A 15,918-nucleotide genomic window follows, 5' to 3' on the forward strand; every position below is an offset into this window, starting at 1 on the left:
AGTGAGATTCGCATTCAAAACTTCCCCACAGAACACCACTTGGGCCGACATGCTGGCCGTCTGGCAGGCCGCCGACGATATCGAGGTCTTCGAGTCCGGCTGGACTTTCGACCACTTCTATCCGATCTTCTCGGATTCCACCGGGCCGTGCCTGGAGGGCTGGACCACGCTGACCGCGCTGGCTCAGGCGACCAAGCGGCTGCGGGTAGGTGTGCTCGTCACGGGCATTCACTACCGGCACCCCGCCGTGCTCGCCAATATGGCCTCCGCACTCGACATCGTCTCGGGCGGCCGCCTGGAACTCGGTATCGGCGCCGGCTGGAACGAGGAGGAGTCCGGCGCGTACGGCATCGAGCTGGGCTCGATCAAGGAACGCTTCGACCGGTTCGAGGAAGCCTGCGAGGTGCTGACGAGTCTGCTGTCGAAAGAGTCGACGACGTTCGACGGAAAGTTCTACCAACTCAGGGATGCTCGCAACGAGCCCAAGGGTCCGCAACAACCGCACCCGCCCATCTGCATCGGGGGAAGCGGCGAGAAGCGCACGCTGAAGATCACCGCCCGCTACGCCCAGCACTGGAACTTCGTCGGCGGGCCGCCGGAGGAATTCGCCCGCAAGCGCGATGTGCTCGCCGGGCACTGCGCTGATATCGGCCGCGATCCCAAGGAGATCATGCTGTCGGCGCATGTTCGGCTCGGCGAGGACCGCAACTACGGAAAGGTCGTCGAGGAGGCTGGGGCGCTGGGCAAGGAGGGCCTGGATCTCGCCATCATCTATTTGCCGCCGCCATACGATCCCGGTGTTCTCGAGCCGCTCGCCAACGAGATTCAGGCATCCGGCCTGCTAGACAGCAAATTTAGTTGACGGTCACGAAAATATAACGATTCGGCAAAGGTGGGGTCGCTCGGCGGCCGGCACGGCCGACCGGAGGACTTTTTGTTCGCTAGACGCCGAAGCGGAGGAGCTCGTCGGCAGTGATCAACCGCTCCGCCTTGGCGGGGAATTCGCGGCTCTTCAGTGGGTGTCGGAACAATGACCAGGCGATTCGATTCACCCGATACCGAGATACTGAGTTGAGATACACAGTGAAAACTCCTGCGTCGAAACCGATAGCTGCTCGGGGCCTTACCCTAGCGCAATGCCCGCATGAAGTCATTAAATACCGGAGAGTTGGCAAACTGCGCGAGGCGCGCCGAAAAATCATCTGATGTTTCTGGTGTGACTGATGTTGTTTATGTGACTTGGATTTTGGGCTATTCGGGAGGCAGAAATACGTCATCGAGGGTGACCGTGCGCAGCATCCGCGCGCGAATGATGTCGACCAGTTGCCCGTAGACATTCGTGACCGGCAAGTGGTTCAGATGGCCGATCACGATCGCCTGGGGGTTGAAGTACTTCGCTGCCATCTTGACTATCTCGGCCTCCGGGATCACCTGATCGTCCTCGAGCGTCCCGGACCACAGCGTGTCGGCTGTATAGCCCAGATCGCCCGCCACCTTGTCGACGTTCGCGTTGTGCGCACCGTAGGGCGACCGGAAGTACGGGCGAGCGTCGACGCCGTAGGTCTTCCAGAGGAAATCGTGGTTGTGGCGAAGCTCCTCGGCCACAGCAACCAACGGAAGCTTCGTCAGGTTCGGATGCGACCACGTGTGGTTCGCCAGTTGTATCTGTCCGCTGTCGACCATCGGCCGCAACAGGTCGACGTGGTCGGTCCACGACCGGTAGACGCCGTTGACGAAATACGTCAGTCGTACGCCGGTGTCCTTGGCGAACTGTGTGTACGCCCTCAGAACGTCGCTGTTCACCCCGTCGTCGACGGTCAGGGCGAGCAGATCACCCTCACCCGGCAGGCTGCTCAGAACACCGCCGGGCAGCTGGACCCGCGCCGATCGCGGCGGTGGCGGCAACAGGGGCGCTGGTGCGTCGGCCACGGGTTCGGAGACCTCTGCGGCCGCGCCCGCCACTCGGGGTTGCGCGCCGACCGCGCACCGTCCGAGTCCGACCCCGGAAAGGGTCACGACCGACAGCGCCACCAGGAAGTGGCGCCGGTTGAGTTCAGAACCCGCGCGCGGGACTCGGTAACGGCCCGTCATCGCCATTACTGTCCCGCGAGCTGGAGCAAATGCCCCTGATTGCGTGGCGTGTCGCGATTAGCGCTGTGGCGCAGCCGTCGGCTTGATCGGGGCAGGAAGCGCGGTGCTGCCCATCAGATGACGGTCCACACCGGCGGCCGCCGCGCGGCCCTCGGCGATCGCCCAGACGATCAGCGACTGGCCGCGGCCCATGTCACCGGCCACGAACACGCCCGGCACATTGGTGGCAAAGTTCTTGTCGCGCGCGACGTTTCCGCGATCGGTGAACTCGACGCCCAGGTCCGTCAGGAGCCCCTCGCGCTCCGGGCCGACGAAACCCATCGCCAACAGGACCAGATCGGCGTCCAACTCGAAGTCGCTGCCGTCGATCTTCTCGAACTTGCCCGCCTTCATCTCGACCTCGTGGCCACGCAGCTGTGTGACCCGACCGTCGCTGCCGTGAAATTCTTCGGTGTTGACCGAGTAGACGCGCTCGCCGCCCTCTTCGTGGGCCGACGTCACCCGGAACATCAACGGGTAGACCGGCCACGGAGTCGAGTCGGCGCGCTCTTCCGGCGGGCGGGGCATGATCTCGAACTGGTGCACACTGGCCGCGCCCTGCCGGTGCGACGTGCCGAGGCAGTCGGCGCCGGTGTCGCCGCCGCCGATGATGATGACCTTCTTATCCTTGGCGGTGATGGGCGGTTCGCCGTCGTCGCCGAGGACGTCGTCGCCCTGCTGGACGCGGTTGGCCCACGGCAGGAACTCCATCGCCTGATGGATGCCGTCGAGCTCGCGACCCGGGATGGGCAGGTCACGCCAGGCGGTCGCACCACCGGTGAGCACCACGGCGTCGAACTCCTGGCGGAGTTGATGCGCTGTTATATCAATGCCGACGTTCACGCCGGGCCGGAACTCGGTTCCTTCGGCCGTCATCTGCTCGAGCCGACGGTCGATATGGCGCTTTTCCATCTTGAATTCGGGGATGCCGTAGCGCAGGAGGCCGCCGATGCGGTCCTCGCGCTCGAACACCGTCACCGAATGGCCCGCACGGGTCAGCTGCTGGGCCGCGGCCAGGCCGGCCGGTCCGGATCCGACGACGGCCACCTTCTTGTCGGTCAGCACGTCCGGCGGCAGCGGGACGACCCAGCCCTCGTCGAAGGCCTTGTCGATGATCTCGACCTCGATCTGCTTGATCGTCACTGGATCCTGGTTGATACCGAGCACGCAGGAGCCTTCGCACGGCGCCGGGCACAGCCGCCCGGTGAACTCGGGGAAGTTGTTGGTGGCGTGCAGCCGCTCGATCGCGTCCCGCCAGCGGTCGCTGCGCACCAGGTCGTTCCACTCGGGGATCAGGTTTCCCAGCGGGCATCCGTTGTGGCAGAACGGAATACCGCAATCCATGCAGCGGCTCGCCTGCTCACGCAGGGTGTCGTGGGAGAAGTCCTCGTAGACCTCTTTCCAGTCGAGAAGCCGCAGCGGGACCGGCCGCCGTGGCGGGGTCTCGCGCTTGGTGTGCTTGAGAAAACCGCGAGGATCAGGCACCGGCGGCCGCCATGATCGCTTCGTCGACGTCCACACCGCGCTCTTCAGCGTCGGCGATGGCCTCCAGCACCCGCTTGAAGTCGCGGGGCATCACCTTGGTGAAGTGCTTCAAATTCTGCTTCCAGTCGCTCAAAATACGCTGTCCAACAGCGGAATCCGTGGCATCGACATGCGCTTGGAGCATGTCCTGCAGCCACTGGGTGTCCTCGTCGTCGAGGCTTTCCAGTTCCACCATCTCGGAATTGAGGTTGTCCCCCAACGTGTCGTCCGGGTCGTAGACATACGCGATGCCCCCGGACATGCCCGCCGCGAAGTTGCGACCGGTCGGCCCGAGGATCGCGATCTTGCCGCCGGTCATGTACTCGCATCCGTGGTCGCCGACACCCTCGACGACCGCGTGCGCGCCGGAGTTGCGCACCGCGAATCGCTCGCCCACCTGACCGCGGATGAACGCCTGGCCGCTGGTGGCGCCGAACAGGATGACGTTGCCCGCGATGATGTTGTCCTCGGCGACATAGTCGGTCGGTGCGTCATCGGACGGGCGCACCACGATCCGCCCGCCCGACAAACCCTTGCCGACGTAGTCGTTGGCGTCGCCGTAGACGCGAAGCGTGATGCCCTTCGGCACGAAGGCGCCGAAACTGTTGCCCGCCGAGCCGTCGAACGTGATGTCGATGGTGCCGTCCGGAAGCCCCTGGCCGCCATAGGCTTTGGTCACCTCGTGGCCGAGCATCGTCCCGACGGTGCGGTTGACGTTGGCGATGGTTGTGGAGAATTGGACGGGTGAAGCGGAATCCAGTGCTTCCCGGCACATCACGATCAGTTGCTGATCCAGCGCCTTGTCCAGGCCATGGTCCTGACGTGAGCTGCAATACAGGTCCTGGTTCATGAAGGCCGACTCGGGCTCGTGCAGCACCGGCGCCAAGTCGAGCTTGTAGGCCTTCCAGTGCTCGGCCGCCTGCTTGGTGTCCAGCGCGCCGACCTGACCGACCATCTCGTTGACAGTCCGGAAGCCCAACTGAGCCATCATCTCCCGTACTTCTTCGGCGATGAACATGAAGAAGTTCTCGACGAACTCGGGCTTGCCGACGAACCGTTTCCGCAGTTCCGGATTCTGGGTCGCCACACCGACGGGACAGGTGTCGAGATGGCACACGCGCATCATGATGCAGCCCGACACCACCAAAGGTGCCGTGGCGAAACCGAACTCCTCGGCCCCCAGCAGGGCGGCGACGACCACATCGCGGCCCGTCTTGAGCTGACCGTCGACCTGCACCACGATGCGGTCGCGAAGTCCGTTGAGCAGCAAGGTCTGCTGGGTTTCGGCCAGACCGAGTTCCCACGGCGCGCCCGCATGCTTCTGCGAGGTCAGCGGTGTCGCGCCGGTGCCGCCGTCATGACCGGAGATCAGCACGACGTCGGCGTGCGCCTTCGAGACGCCCGCCGCAACCGTTCCGACGCCGTTCTCGCTCACCAGCTTCACGTGCACGCGCGCCTGCGGGTTGGAGTTCTTCAGATCGTGGATCAGCTGTGCCAGATCCTCGATCGAGTAGATGTCGTGGTGCGGCGGTGGGGAGATCAATCCGACGCCGGGCGTCGAGTGCCGCACCTCGGCGACCCACGGATACACCTTGTTGCCCGGAAGCTGGCCGCCCTCACCAGGTTTCGCGCCCTGGGCCATCTTGATCTGGATGTCCGTGCAGTTGGTCAGGTAATGGCTGGTGACACCGAATCGGCCGGACGCCACCTGCTTGATCGCGCTGCGGCGCCAGTCGCCGTTCTCGTCGCGATCGAAACGTTGGACCGCCTCGCCGCCCTCGCCCGAATTCGACCGTCCGCCAAGGCGGTTCATCGCGATCGCCAGCGTCTCATGAGCCTCGGCGGAGATCGAGCCGTAGCTCATCGCACCGGTGGAGAATCGCTTGACGATCTCGCTGGCCGGCTCCACCTCGTCGAGTGGCACGGGAGCGCGCTCACCCTCCTTGAACTTCAGCAGACCACGCAGCGAGGCCATCCGCTCGCTCTGATCGTCGATCAGGCTGGTGTACTCCTTGAAGATCGAGTACTGGCCGGTGCGCGTCGAGTGCTGCAGCTTGAACACGGTGTCCGGGTTGAACAGGTGGTACTCGCCTTCGCGGCGCCACTGGTACTCCCCGCCGACCTCGAGCTCGCGATGTGCCCACTCGTCGGGGCGATCCAGATACGCCAGCGCATGCCGGGCGGCGACGTCGTCGGCGATGTCGTCGAGGTCGATGCCGCCCACGGGGCACGTCAACCCGGTGAAGTACTCGTCGAGCAACTGCTGGCTGATGCCGATGGCCTGGAACAGCTGCGCACCGGTGTAGGACGCCAGGGTGGAGATGCCCATCTTGGACATCACCTTCAGCACACCCTTGCCCGCAGCCTTGACGTAGTTGGCCTTCGCCTGGTCGCTGGAGATGCCCGCGATCACGCCACGGTCGACCATGTCCTCGATCGACTCGAAGGCCATGTAGGGGTTGATCGCGGCGGCGCCGAAGCCGACCAGGCATGCCATGTGATGGACCTCGCGGGCGTCGCCCGCCTCGACGACGAGCCCGACCTGGGTGCGGGTGCGGTCGCGAACCAGGTGGTGGTGCACGGTCGAGACGCTCAGCAGCGAGGGGATCGGCGCCATCTGCTCGTCGGACTCGCGGTCGGACAGCACGATGATCCGCGCGCCGTCACGGATCGCGGCCGACACCTTGCCCCGGACAGTCTCGAGCGCCTCCTTGAGGCCCTGCCCGCCACGGTTCACCGGGTAGAGGCACCGAATGACGGCGGCCCGCAGGCCATGCTTGTGGCCGCGGATCTCGTGGTCGGGGTCGACGCAGATCAGCTTGGACAGTTCGGCGTTGCGCAGGATGGGCTGCGGCAGCACGATCTGCCGACACGACTCGGCGTTGGGGTTGAGCAGGTCGCCCTCTGGGCCGACGGTGCCCTGCAGACTGGTGACCACCTCTTCGCGGATGGCGTCCAGCGGCGGGTTGGTGACCTGAGCGAACAGCTGCTGGAAGTAGTCGTAGAGCATCCGGGGCCGCTGTGACAGCACGGCCACCGGGGTGTCGGTGCCCATCGAGCCGAGCGGTTCGGCTCCGGTGCGCGCCATCGGGGCGACGAGCAGGTTCAGCTCTTCATAGGTGTAGCCGAAAGCCTGCTGGCGCAACACGACCCGGTGATGGGGCATCCGCACGTAGTCGCCGGCGGGCAGGTCCTCGATCTTGAAGAGGCCGGCGTCCAGCCACTCCTGGTACGGCTGCTCGGCGGCGAGTTCGGCCTTGATCTCCTCGTCGTCGACGATGCGGCCCTGCGCGGTGTCGACCAGGAACATACGGCCGGGCTGCAGGCGCATCTTCTTCACGACGGTCGACGGGTCCAGGTTCAGCACGCCGGCCTCCGACGCCATCACCACCAGACCGTCCTTGGTGACCCAGATGCGCGACGGGCGCAGGCCGTTGCGGTCGAGCACCGCCCCGATCACCGTGCCGTCGGTGAAGGTCATCGACGCGGGGCCGTCCCACGGCTCCATCAGCGAGGAGTGGTACTCGTAGAACGCCCGCCGGGCCGGGTCCATCGACTCATTGCGCTCCCAGGCTTCGGGAATCATCATCAGGACCGCGTGCGGAAGACTGCGGCCGCCCAGGTGCAGCAACTCGAGCACCTCGTCGAAGCGTGCGGTGTCCGAGGCGCCGGGGGTGCACACCGGGACGATCTTGTCGAGGTTCTGCTCGCCGAACACATCGGTGTTGATCAGCGCCTCGCGTGCCCGCATCCAGTTCTCGTTGCCGGTGACGGTGTTGATCTCGCCGTTGTGGGCGATCCGCCGGAACGGGTGGGCCAGCGGCCAGGACGGGAACGTGTTGGTCGAGAACCGCGAGTGCACGATGCCGAGTGCGCTCGTGAGCCGGTCGTCCTGCAGGTCCAGGTAGAACGCCTTGAGCTGCGGCGTGGTCAGCATGCCCTTGTAGACGAAGGTCTGACCGGAAAGGCTTGGGAAATAGACGGTTTCGCGGCCGGGCCCGTCCTGTCCCGGCCCCTTGGTGCCGAGTTCGTGCTCGGCGCGCTTGCGCACCACGTAGGCGCGACGTTCCAGTTCCATTCCTGAGGCGCCGGTGATGAACACCTGCCGAAACGTCGGCATGGCATCGCGGGCCAGCGCACCGAGGGAGGAATCGTCGGTGGGCATCTCGCGCCACCCGATCACCTCGAGCCCCTCGGCCTCGGCGATCTTCTCCACGGCTTCGCATGCGGTGGCGGCGTCATTGGCCGACTGCGGGAGAAATGCGATGCCGGTGGCGTAGCTGCCGTACTCGGGAAGATCGAAGTCGACGACCTCGCGGAGGAACGCGTCGGGAACCTGCAGCAGGATGCCCGCACCGTCACCGGTGTGCGGCTCGGCACCCTGGGCGCCGCGGTGTTCGAGGTTCACCAGCGCGGTGATCGCCGCATCGACGATCTCGCGGCTGCGGCGGCCGTGCATGTCCGCGACCATGGCCACGCCACACGCGTCATGCTCGAACGCGGGGTTGTACAGCCCTTGACTGCTGGGCGCCATTCCCACCTACCCTTTTCCGCACGCCGAGCGAAGATTCCGCTGGCCAACCATCGATGACGGCCTTTGGGCCGTTTCGGCGAGGGCGGTTCCTTCGTGCAGCACTGAACGACGGCCCAATTCCCACTCGCCACAAGTGAGGAAAACGATATGACAAACGGTGCGTGACATGCCAACTTAGGACCGCCTAACTAGGCGTTTCGGGCTTGCCCGCGGCCTCCGCGAATCGGGCGGCGCGCGGCATCGAAATGTGTTGCTGGCGTTGGTATTTCGGTCGCATTCCGTGCCGGCATCCACATTGCGAAGCGTGTCACACTCTCGGCTTCCTCCCTTCAGATGTTTGCTGAAGTGTCAGTTCAAGGGAATACCCTGCGTTGACCTTGATATTCGGGTTTGCACAAAGCTTAGCCAGATTCTTAGAGAATGGCCCGCACGCTCCCCTCGGGCCGCAGATCCAGTCTGCGCAGAAGTTGAGCGTTGGCGGCCACCACGACCGTCGACACCGACATCAAGATCGCGCCCACGGACATCGGCAGCACAAACCCCACCGGCGCCAGGACACCGGCCGCGAGCGGCACCGAGATCAGGTTGTATCCCGCTGCCCACCAAAGGTTCTGCTTCATCTTGCGATACGTCGCCCTGGACAACAGGATCACCGAAAGCACCGAACGTGGGTCAGAACTCGCGAGGATCACCCCTGCCGACGCGATGGCCACATCGGTGCCCGCGCCGATGGCGATACCGACGTCGGCCTGGGCCAGCGCGGGTGCATCGTTGACCCCGTCGCCGACGAACGCCACCTTCAGCCCCTCCTGCTGGAGCTCGCCCACCTTCGCCGCCTTGTCTTTCGGGCGTACACCTGCGAAAACCCTGTCAATGCCGAGTTCGTCGCCTACCGAACGGGCCACCGACTCGGCGTCGCCTGTGATCATCACCACCTCGATACCCAGCCGGTGCAGCGCCTCCACGGCCTCGCGGGACTCCTGGCGCACCTCATCGGCCAGCCTCAGGGCCCCGACCACCACACCGTCGACCAGCACGTGGAGCACGATCGCCCCCTCGTCGCGCCATGCCGACAGGTCGGGCAGCTCGTCCTGTCCCGCCTCATCCAGGAGTCGCGGACCGCCGACCCGGACCCGATGCCCGTCGACCTCCGCTTCGACCCCGACCGCCGGCGACGAACTGAAATCGGCCGACCGCGGAAGCGACAGCCCACGCCGATTGGCCGCCCCGACGATCGCGCGTGCCAGGGGGTGCTCGGAGTCCGCCTCCGCCGCGGCCGCCAGCGCCAGCACCTCATCTTCTTCGCGGCTGCCGGTGGTGGCGATCGCGGTGACGGTCGGCTCACCCTTGGTCAGAGTCCCGGTCTTGTCGAACAGCACGGCGCCGACGGTGCGCATGCTCTCCAGGGCCAGCCGGTCCTTGATCAACACGCCCCCGCGGGCGGCACGTTCGGTCGCGATGGACACCACCAGGGGGATCGCCAGCCCCAGCGCGTGTGGGCAGGCGATCACCAGCACCGTGATGGTGCGCACCACCGCCTCCGAGGGCGCCCCGAGCAGGCCCCACACGACGGCCGTGATGACCGCGGCGCTCAAGGCGAACCAGAACAGCCAGCCCGCCGCCTTGTCCGCGAGGCGCTGCGCCCGCGACGACGAGTTCTGCGCGTCGGTCACCAGGCGCTGGATGCCCGCCAGCGCGGTGTCGTCGCCGACGGCCGTCACCCGGACACGCAGACCCGAGTCCGTCGCGACGGTGCCCGCGACCACCTGATCGCCGACGCCCCGGCGCACCGGGCGGGATTCCCCGGTGACCATCGACTCGTCGACGTCCGCCGATCCGTCGACGATCTCGCCGTCGGCGGGAACGCTGCCACCGGGCCGCACGAGCACGACGTCCCCGACACGCAGTTCAGACGGCGCGACCGTCTCGGTGCTGTTTGCGCCGTCACCCACCACGCGCTCGGCCTCATCTGGCAGCAGGGCCGCCAGGGAGTCCAGCGCCGACGTGGTCTGAGCCAGCGACCGCATCTCGATCCAGTGGCCGAGCAGCATGATCACGATCAGCAGCGCCAGTTCCCACCAGAAGTCCAGCTGGTGGTGCAGCAACCCGAGGCTCGCCCCCCACGAGGAAACGAACGCCACGGTGATAGCCAGCCCGATCAGCAGCATCATTCCCGGTGCGCGCGAACGGATCTCGCTGGCTGCTCCCGTCAGAAACGGTCGGCCACCCCAGGCGTACATCACGGTGCCCAGCACCGGCGACACCCACTGCACCCCTGGGAACTGCGGGAGCGTGTAGCCCAGGATGATCGCGAACATCGGTGAGGCCGCGACCGTCGGGACGGCCAGCACGAGCATCACCCAGAACATTCGACGGAACGCTGCGACGTGGTCGCCGTGTCCGTGAGAGCCGTGACCGTCGTGACCCTGATGGCCCGCGGTCGTCTGATGCTCGGTGTGGGCTACTTCGGTCATGCTGGCGATTGTATACCCCTAGGGGGTATTAGGACAGGTGCGGCCCGTCACGCTGTATCGCGATGTCACACCCACTGAACACCCCGTTGGGCCGCTTCGGCATCGTGACGGCCGAGGACGGTCCCGCCGGCGTCGTCGCGTCGATACCCGCGGGCTACATGTTCAACCCGCTGAACGGCGCTCCGACGATCGCGCCGCTGGCGATGCTGGTCGACCATGTCGGCGGCCTGGTCAACCATCACCGCCGCGGCGACGACGAGTGGACGTTGTCCAGTGAGCTCTCCCTCGAGGTGTCCCCCGACGCGGTCGACGTCATCGCGCGAGCCCCCGAAGTGCCGGTGGAGGCGACCTCGCGACCGTTCGGCGCCAAGGGCGACGTCGCACTGGGACTGTGCGAGTTCACCCACCGGGGCACCACGCTGGCCACCGCGACGGTGCGCTCCTTCTACATCAGCGTCCCGGGACATCTCGCGGAGTTCCCCTTCGACGGCCCCACGGGCCCGATGCCACCCGGCCCACTGAGCGATCGGATGGCGGTCCGGGTCGCCGAGAGTGGCGGCTCGACCAAGGCACTTCAGCAGCTGCCCGACCCGGTGCTGAACAACAGTCTGGGCATCGTGCACGGTGGCGTGTCCGCCATGGCGCTGGAACTGGTGGCATCCGCAGCGATCAACGAAGGACGCGACGAGCGGCCGCTGCGTACCGCATCGCTCCGGGTGAACTTCATCCGCCAGTTTCGTGGCAGCCCCGAGTCACGTTATGTCGGAACGGCTTTACGGGTGGGCCGCCGCAGCGGCATCGGGGAGGCGCAGGCCATCGGTCCGGACGGGCAAGTCGCCATCGTCGCGCGACTGACCGCGTACAGCTGAACCATCGAAATCCACGTTTCGCAGCGGAAATTCGAGAAGACCTCTGCGAAACGTCGATTTCGACGCGAGCATGTGGCCATGACTTCCACATTCCAGACCTCCAGCCTGCATGCGATCTCGCTGACCGGCGGCGAAGTCGTCGAGCAGAACGACCTCGGGTCGATCACGCGGGTCACCGCCGACACCTTCCCGATCCTGTCGGGCATGTCGATCAAGCGGATCGTCGTCAACCCCGGCGCGATGCGCACACCGCACTGGCATGCGAACTGCAACGAGCTCACGTACTGCATATCAGGCACGTCGCTGGTTTCGGTGCTCGACAGCTACAGCAGGTTCTCCAGTTTCACCGTCGGCGCGGGTGAGATGTTCCACATCGACTCCGGTTCACTGCATCACATCGAGAACATCGGCGAGGAGCCCGCCGAGTTCATCCTCGCGTTCCGCAGTGAGCGGCCCGAAGACTTCGGCCTGGCAGCATCTTTCGGTGCGATGACGGACGCCGTCCTCGGCAACACCTATGACCTGCCTGCCGCCGATTTTTCGGCGATGCGCCGCGACACCACCGACCGTAAGTTGGCCGCACGTGTGGGAGATCCCGACGTTCCGTCGACCGCGCATTTCGACGATCCGCACAAGTTCGCCGTCGAGGCGCAGAGTCCGACCATCGGCGTCGCGGTCGGCTCGGCGCGGTTGGCACGGGCGCAGTACTGGCCGGCGCTCAAGGATCTGTCGATGTACTCGCTGCGCATTCGCGAAGACGGTATGCGCGAACCGCACTGGCATCCCATCACCGCCGAAATGGGCTATGTTCACAAGGGATCCGGGCGGATGACCGTGATGGACCCCGACGGTTCGCTGGACACCTACCTCCTCAAGGAGGGCGACGTCTACTTCATCCCGCGCGCCTACCCGCATCACATCGAGGTCGTCGATGCGCCCGACATCCACTTCGCGATCTTCTTCGACCAGCCGATGCCCGGTGACATCGGTTACCGCGCGTCGGCGAGCGCTTACTCGCGGGAAGTGCTGGCCGCGACATTCAACATGCACATCGACGACCTGCCGGCCTTCCCGTTCACCAAGACCGATCCGCTCATCGTCAATCGGTGCAATCCCGTCGACGCACGCACGGGCGGGAAAGGCTAGATCACGCGGTTATTGCGTTGATTTCCATCGCGGCACGATTTGGACACGACCATTCGCTCCGGCATGAATCCATGTCACCCTCAGGCACAGCGTCACACCAACGAAGGAGTCACGCATGCGTGAGCCGACAATGCTGCACCGATTGGCAGCTGAGTTCATCGGAACGTTCTGGCTGGTTCTCGGCGGCTGCGGTAGCGCCGTGTTCGCCGCGAAATTCGCTTCTGCCGACGGCGTATCGCTGGGCATCGGGTTTCTCGGTGTCGCACTCGCCTTCGGCCTGACCGTGCTCACAGGCGTGTACGCCTTCGGCACGATCTCCGGCGGCCACTTCAATCCCGCCGTCACCCTCGGTGCGGCGCTGGCGCGCCGAGTGGAGTGGAAAGTGCTGCCCGCGTACTGGATCACCCAGGTGATCGGCGGCGTGGTGGCAGGCATGGTCATCTACATCATCGCCAAGGGCCAGGAAGGCTGGACCGCTGCGGGCAACATGGCCGCCAACGGTTACGGCGATCACTCCCCGGGTGGCTACTCGTTGGTGGCAGTCCTGGTCACTGAGGTGGTGCTGACCGGTATCTTCCTGTTGGTCATTCTCGGGTCCACCGACGATCGGGCACCAAAAGGTTTCGCGGGCTTGTCGATCGGGCTCACGTTGACGCTGATCCACCTGATCTCGATCCCCATTTCGAATACCTCGGTCAACCCGGCACGGTCCACCGCCGTCGCGTTCTTCAACGGCGAGGGCGCACCGATGCAACTCTGGGCGTTCTGGCTGGCGCCGCTCGTTGGCGCCGCCATCGCGGGCATCGCCTATCCGTACCTGTTCGGCTCGCACGAGGAACTCGCCGACCGCCCGGTGCGCGACGACGCGCTGGAGGAAACCGCCACGTAAGCCGGCCAACAGAGCCACTGTCCTCACAGCCCCGGGGCGACACCGTCGTGCCGGGGCTGTGGTGATGTTCCAAGAATCGTCCAAGATCAGATCAGCAGACTCCTCTCATCGACCGTCGGGTCAAGACGAGAACGAGAGGAGAATCCGATGAACACGCTTCACGCGCTCAACCCCTGGTACAGCCCCGGCCCGGGAGACTTCCTGCACCGTTCGGCCATGCACGGCCACACACCCGAGTTGTTCAACAACATCGCCATCCTGCTCAACGCCGCCCCGGCCGCCGTTCCGTGGATCGGCGCGACCAGCGTCGCCGGACTGCTCCTCGTCGCCTGCCTACGTTTCGCCCGCACGGGTCGATTCGCCGCCACGTTCCGGCACTACGTGTGGCGGATCGTGGTGTCGCGCTCGGGCGGCCTCACGGTGACCGGACGCTGGAGTCATCCGGGCGGTTGCATCCTCGTGGCCAATCACAGTTCGCACGCCGACACGGCCGTCCTCCTTGCCGCACTGCCGCCCCGAGCCAGGCCGGTATTCGTCGCGGCCGCGGACTACTGGTTCGACTTTCCGGTGCGCCGGTTCGCGCTCAGAAACCTCGCAGGCGGCTTACCCGTACGGAGATCGGGTAGCGCCTCCGGCTACGCGGCGCTGCTCGCAGCGATCAAACCTGCACTGGCCGCCGGCCGCACCGTCGTGATCTACCCGGAGGGCACTCGCAGCACCAACGGACGCATCGGCGAGTTTCGCTCCGGTGCAATTCATTTGGCAAGCGACTGCGGCGTACCCATCGTTCCTGTCGCTTTGAAGGGCACCGCCGATGTGCTGCCGAAGGGCGGCCGCCTCACGCCGAATCCCATGGAGGTCCGTTTCGGTGAGCCGATGAATCCGACCGGCCTCGCCGCGCAGGATTTGCGGCGCGAGGTGCTGGCGTTGCGTACCGCGCGTCGCACCAGGACGTCCACGGGGAGCCTGCGACTGGTGCTGGGCACCGATCTCGTGGCGGCTCAACCGCGAGCGTGGCCTGCCTCCGCTGCGGCAGCGGCGTAACCCGCCCGGAAGTCCAAGAAACCTCCAAGCGCGGCTGGAAAAACTCCCCCAACGATGCGATACGAGAGGAGGCAGATCCGATGGACGGACTCTACGCACTGAAGCCCTGGTACACCCAGCGCCTGCATGTCTTCATGCGACGCGCGGAGATTCAGGGCACGTCGCCGGATGTCTTCACCGCGATCGGTGTCCTCGGCGCCGCGGCGGCCGCAGTGTGCATCGCCGCCGGCTGGTGGCCCGTCGCAGCGATAGCGCTCGCCGTGCGTCTTGGCGGGGCGAACCTCGACGGCGCGGTCGCACGCGCCAGGAAGGTCTGCAGGCCGTGGGGGTTCGCGCTCAACGAGATCGGGGACCGGGCCTCGGACCTGCTTGTGTTCACCGGCCTTGCGGTCTGGGCGGCATCCCAAGGCGGGCCCGACATGAACTGGCTGTCGTGGCCGGTGATTTGGGTGCTGGTTGCCGCGCTGGCGGCGACGCTGCCGACGTTCGCGTCACTGGCGGCCGCAGGGGCAGGCGCAACCCGGCGCAACGGCGGACCGTTCGGCAAGACCGAACGCTGCCTCGCCGCCATCGTGATCGCCGCCGCACCGGCCGCGATCCCGATGGTCGGCGCGGCGATCATCATCGGATCCCTGCTTACCGCAGGCATGAGGCTGGCGGGCGCGCACCGCGAGCTCACTGCGCCGAGCGCGCCGCTGCAGTCATCACTCGCTTCCGCGAACCTGTAAGAGCGCCAACGGGTATGGCGCCTACTTGGTGGCCGCCTTCTTCTTCGCCCGACCTGCTGCGGCCTTCTCGGTCTTGGCGCCCTCGTTGACGAGCTGCCCACCGGAGTTCTCCAGGTGCGCACGGACGAACCACTGGAACTTCTCCAGCTCGCCCGCCTGCCCGATGAACATGTCCTGCGAAACCAGGTCCAGATCTTCGAGGCGGTCGATGCCCTTGCGGGTGTCCTCGATCACGCCGGTGTAGACAAGGTCCAGCGCAGCGAGATGTGCCTGCACGGTGTCGCGTTCGACGGAGTAGTCATCCCAGGTGCGGTCGTTGATGATCGCACCGGGTGTGCCCTTGGGGGAGGTGCCCAGCGCCGCGATGCGCTCGGCGACGTCGTCGGCGTATCCGCGGACCAGTTCGACCTGCGGGTCGATCATCTCGTGCACGCCGATGAAGTTCGGTCCCACGACGTTCCAGTGCACATGCTTGAGCGTCAGGTGTAAGTCGTTGTACCTGCTGAGTGCCTTCTGCAGGATCTCGGCGACTTCAGCGCCCTGCTTGTTGGAAAGTCCGGGGATGGTGAACGCAGTCATC

At 65.8% G+C, this 15,918-nt stretch carries 11 protein-coding genes; 6 read left to right on the forward strand and 5 right to left on the reverse strand.

Annotated features, from left to right (window positions below):
- Position 1 precedes the first annotated feature (1 nt).
- On the forward strand, positions 2-862 hold the full coding sequence (locus tag AB4Z42_RS13950) for an LLM class F420-dependent oxidoreductase (RefSeq protein WP_442009775.1): 861 nt from the start codon (positions 2-4) through the stop codon (positions 860-862).
- Positions 863-1,251: 389 nt separating this feature from the next.
- Here the strand turns inward: AB4Z42_RS13950 and AB4Z42_RS13955 are convergent, their stop codons facing one another.
- The 4 genes from AB4Z42_RS13955 to AB4Z42_RS13970 form a co-directional block, all read right to left on the reverse strand.
- The gene (locus tag AB4Z42_RS13955) at positions 1,252-2,091 is read right to left on the reverse strand and encodes a polysaccharide deacetylase family protein (RefSeq protein ID WP_442009776.1); all 840 of its coding nucleotides are present in this window, start codon (positions 2,089-2,091) and stop codon (positions 1,252-1,254) included.
- Between the two features lie 57 nt (positions 2,092-2,148).
- Entirely contained in the window at positions 2,149-3,615 is a 1,467-nt protein-coding gene (locus AB4Z42_RS13960; protein WP_442009777.1) for a glutamate synthase subunit beta, read from the reverse strand.
- A complete protein-coding gene (gene gltB, locus AB4Z42_RS13965) occupies positions 3,608-8,188 on the reverse strand; it encodes a glutamate synthase large subunit (RefSeq protein ID WP_442009778.1) in 4,581 nt (1,526 codons plus the stop codon). Before gltB ends, AB4Z42_RS13960 begins: the two co-directional genes overlap by 8 nt.
- A gap of 413 nt (positions 8,189-8,601) precedes the next feature.
- A complete protein-coding gene (locus AB4Z42_RS13970) occupies positions 8,602-10,662 on the reverse strand; it encodes a heavy metal translocating P-type ATPase (RefSeq protein WP_442009779.1) in 2,061 nt (686 codons plus the stop codon).
- Positions 10,663-10,724: 62 nt separating this feature from the next.
- On the opposite strand from AB4Z42_RS13970, the gene AB4Z42_RS13975 reads away from it, so the two are divergent.
- The 5 genes from AB4Z42_RS13975 to AB4Z42_RS13995 all read left to right on the forward strand — a co-directional run bounded on the left by AB4Z42_RS13975 (position 10,725) and on the right by AB4Z42_RS13995 (position 15,338).
- A complete protein-coding gene (locus AB4Z42_RS13975; RefSeq protein WP_442009780.1) occupies positions 10,725-11,531 on the forward strand; it encodes a PaaI family thioesterase in 807 nt (268 codons plus the stop codon).
- Positions 11,532-11,609: 78 nt separating this feature from the next.
- Positions 11,610-12,677 (forward strand): cupin domain-containing protein, encoded by a 1,068-nt coding sequence (locus AB4Z42_RS13980; protein WP_442009781.1) that lies wholly within the window; start codon positions 11,610-11,612, stop codon positions 12,675-12,677.
- A 115-nt stretch (positions 12,678-12,792) separates the two neighbouring features.
- Positions 12,793-13,566 (forward strand): aquaporin Z, encoded by a 774-nt coding sequence (aqpZ, locus tag AB4Z42_RS13985; protein ID WP_442009782.1) that lies wholly within the window; start codon positions 12,793-12,795, stop codon positions 13,564-13,566.
- A gap of 147 nt (positions 13,567-13,713) precedes the next feature.
- Complete coding sequence (locus tag AB4Z42_RS13990; RefSeq protein ID WP_442009783.1) at positions 13,714-14,610, forward strand: lysophospholipid acyltransferase family protein; 897 nt, start codon at positions 13,714-13,716, stop codon at positions 14,608-14,610.
- An 80-nt stretch (positions 14,611-14,690) separates the two neighbouring features.
- Positions 14,691-15,338, forward strand: a complete 648-nt coding sequence (locus AB4Z42_RS13995; RefSeq protein ID WP_442009784.1) for a CDP-alcohol phosphatidyltransferase family protein — start codon at positions 14,691-14,693, stop codon at positions 15,336-15,338.
- 21 nt (positions 15,339-15,359) lie between these two features.
- On the opposite strand, the gene AB4Z42_RS14000 is transcribed toward AB4Z42_RS13995, so the two are convergent.
- Positions 15,360-15,917 (reverse strand): Dps family protein, encoded by a 558-nt coding sequence (locus AB4Z42_RS14000; protein WP_442009785.1) that lies wholly within the window; start codon positions 15,915-15,917, stop codon positions 15,360-15,362.
- Between the last annotated feature and the right edge of the window lies 1 nt (position 15,918).

Source organism: Mycobacterium sp. 2YAF39, from assembly GCF_052114565.1.
Classification (GTDB): Bacteria; Actinomycetota; Actinomycetes; order Mycobacteriales; family Mycobacteriaceae; genus Mycobacterium.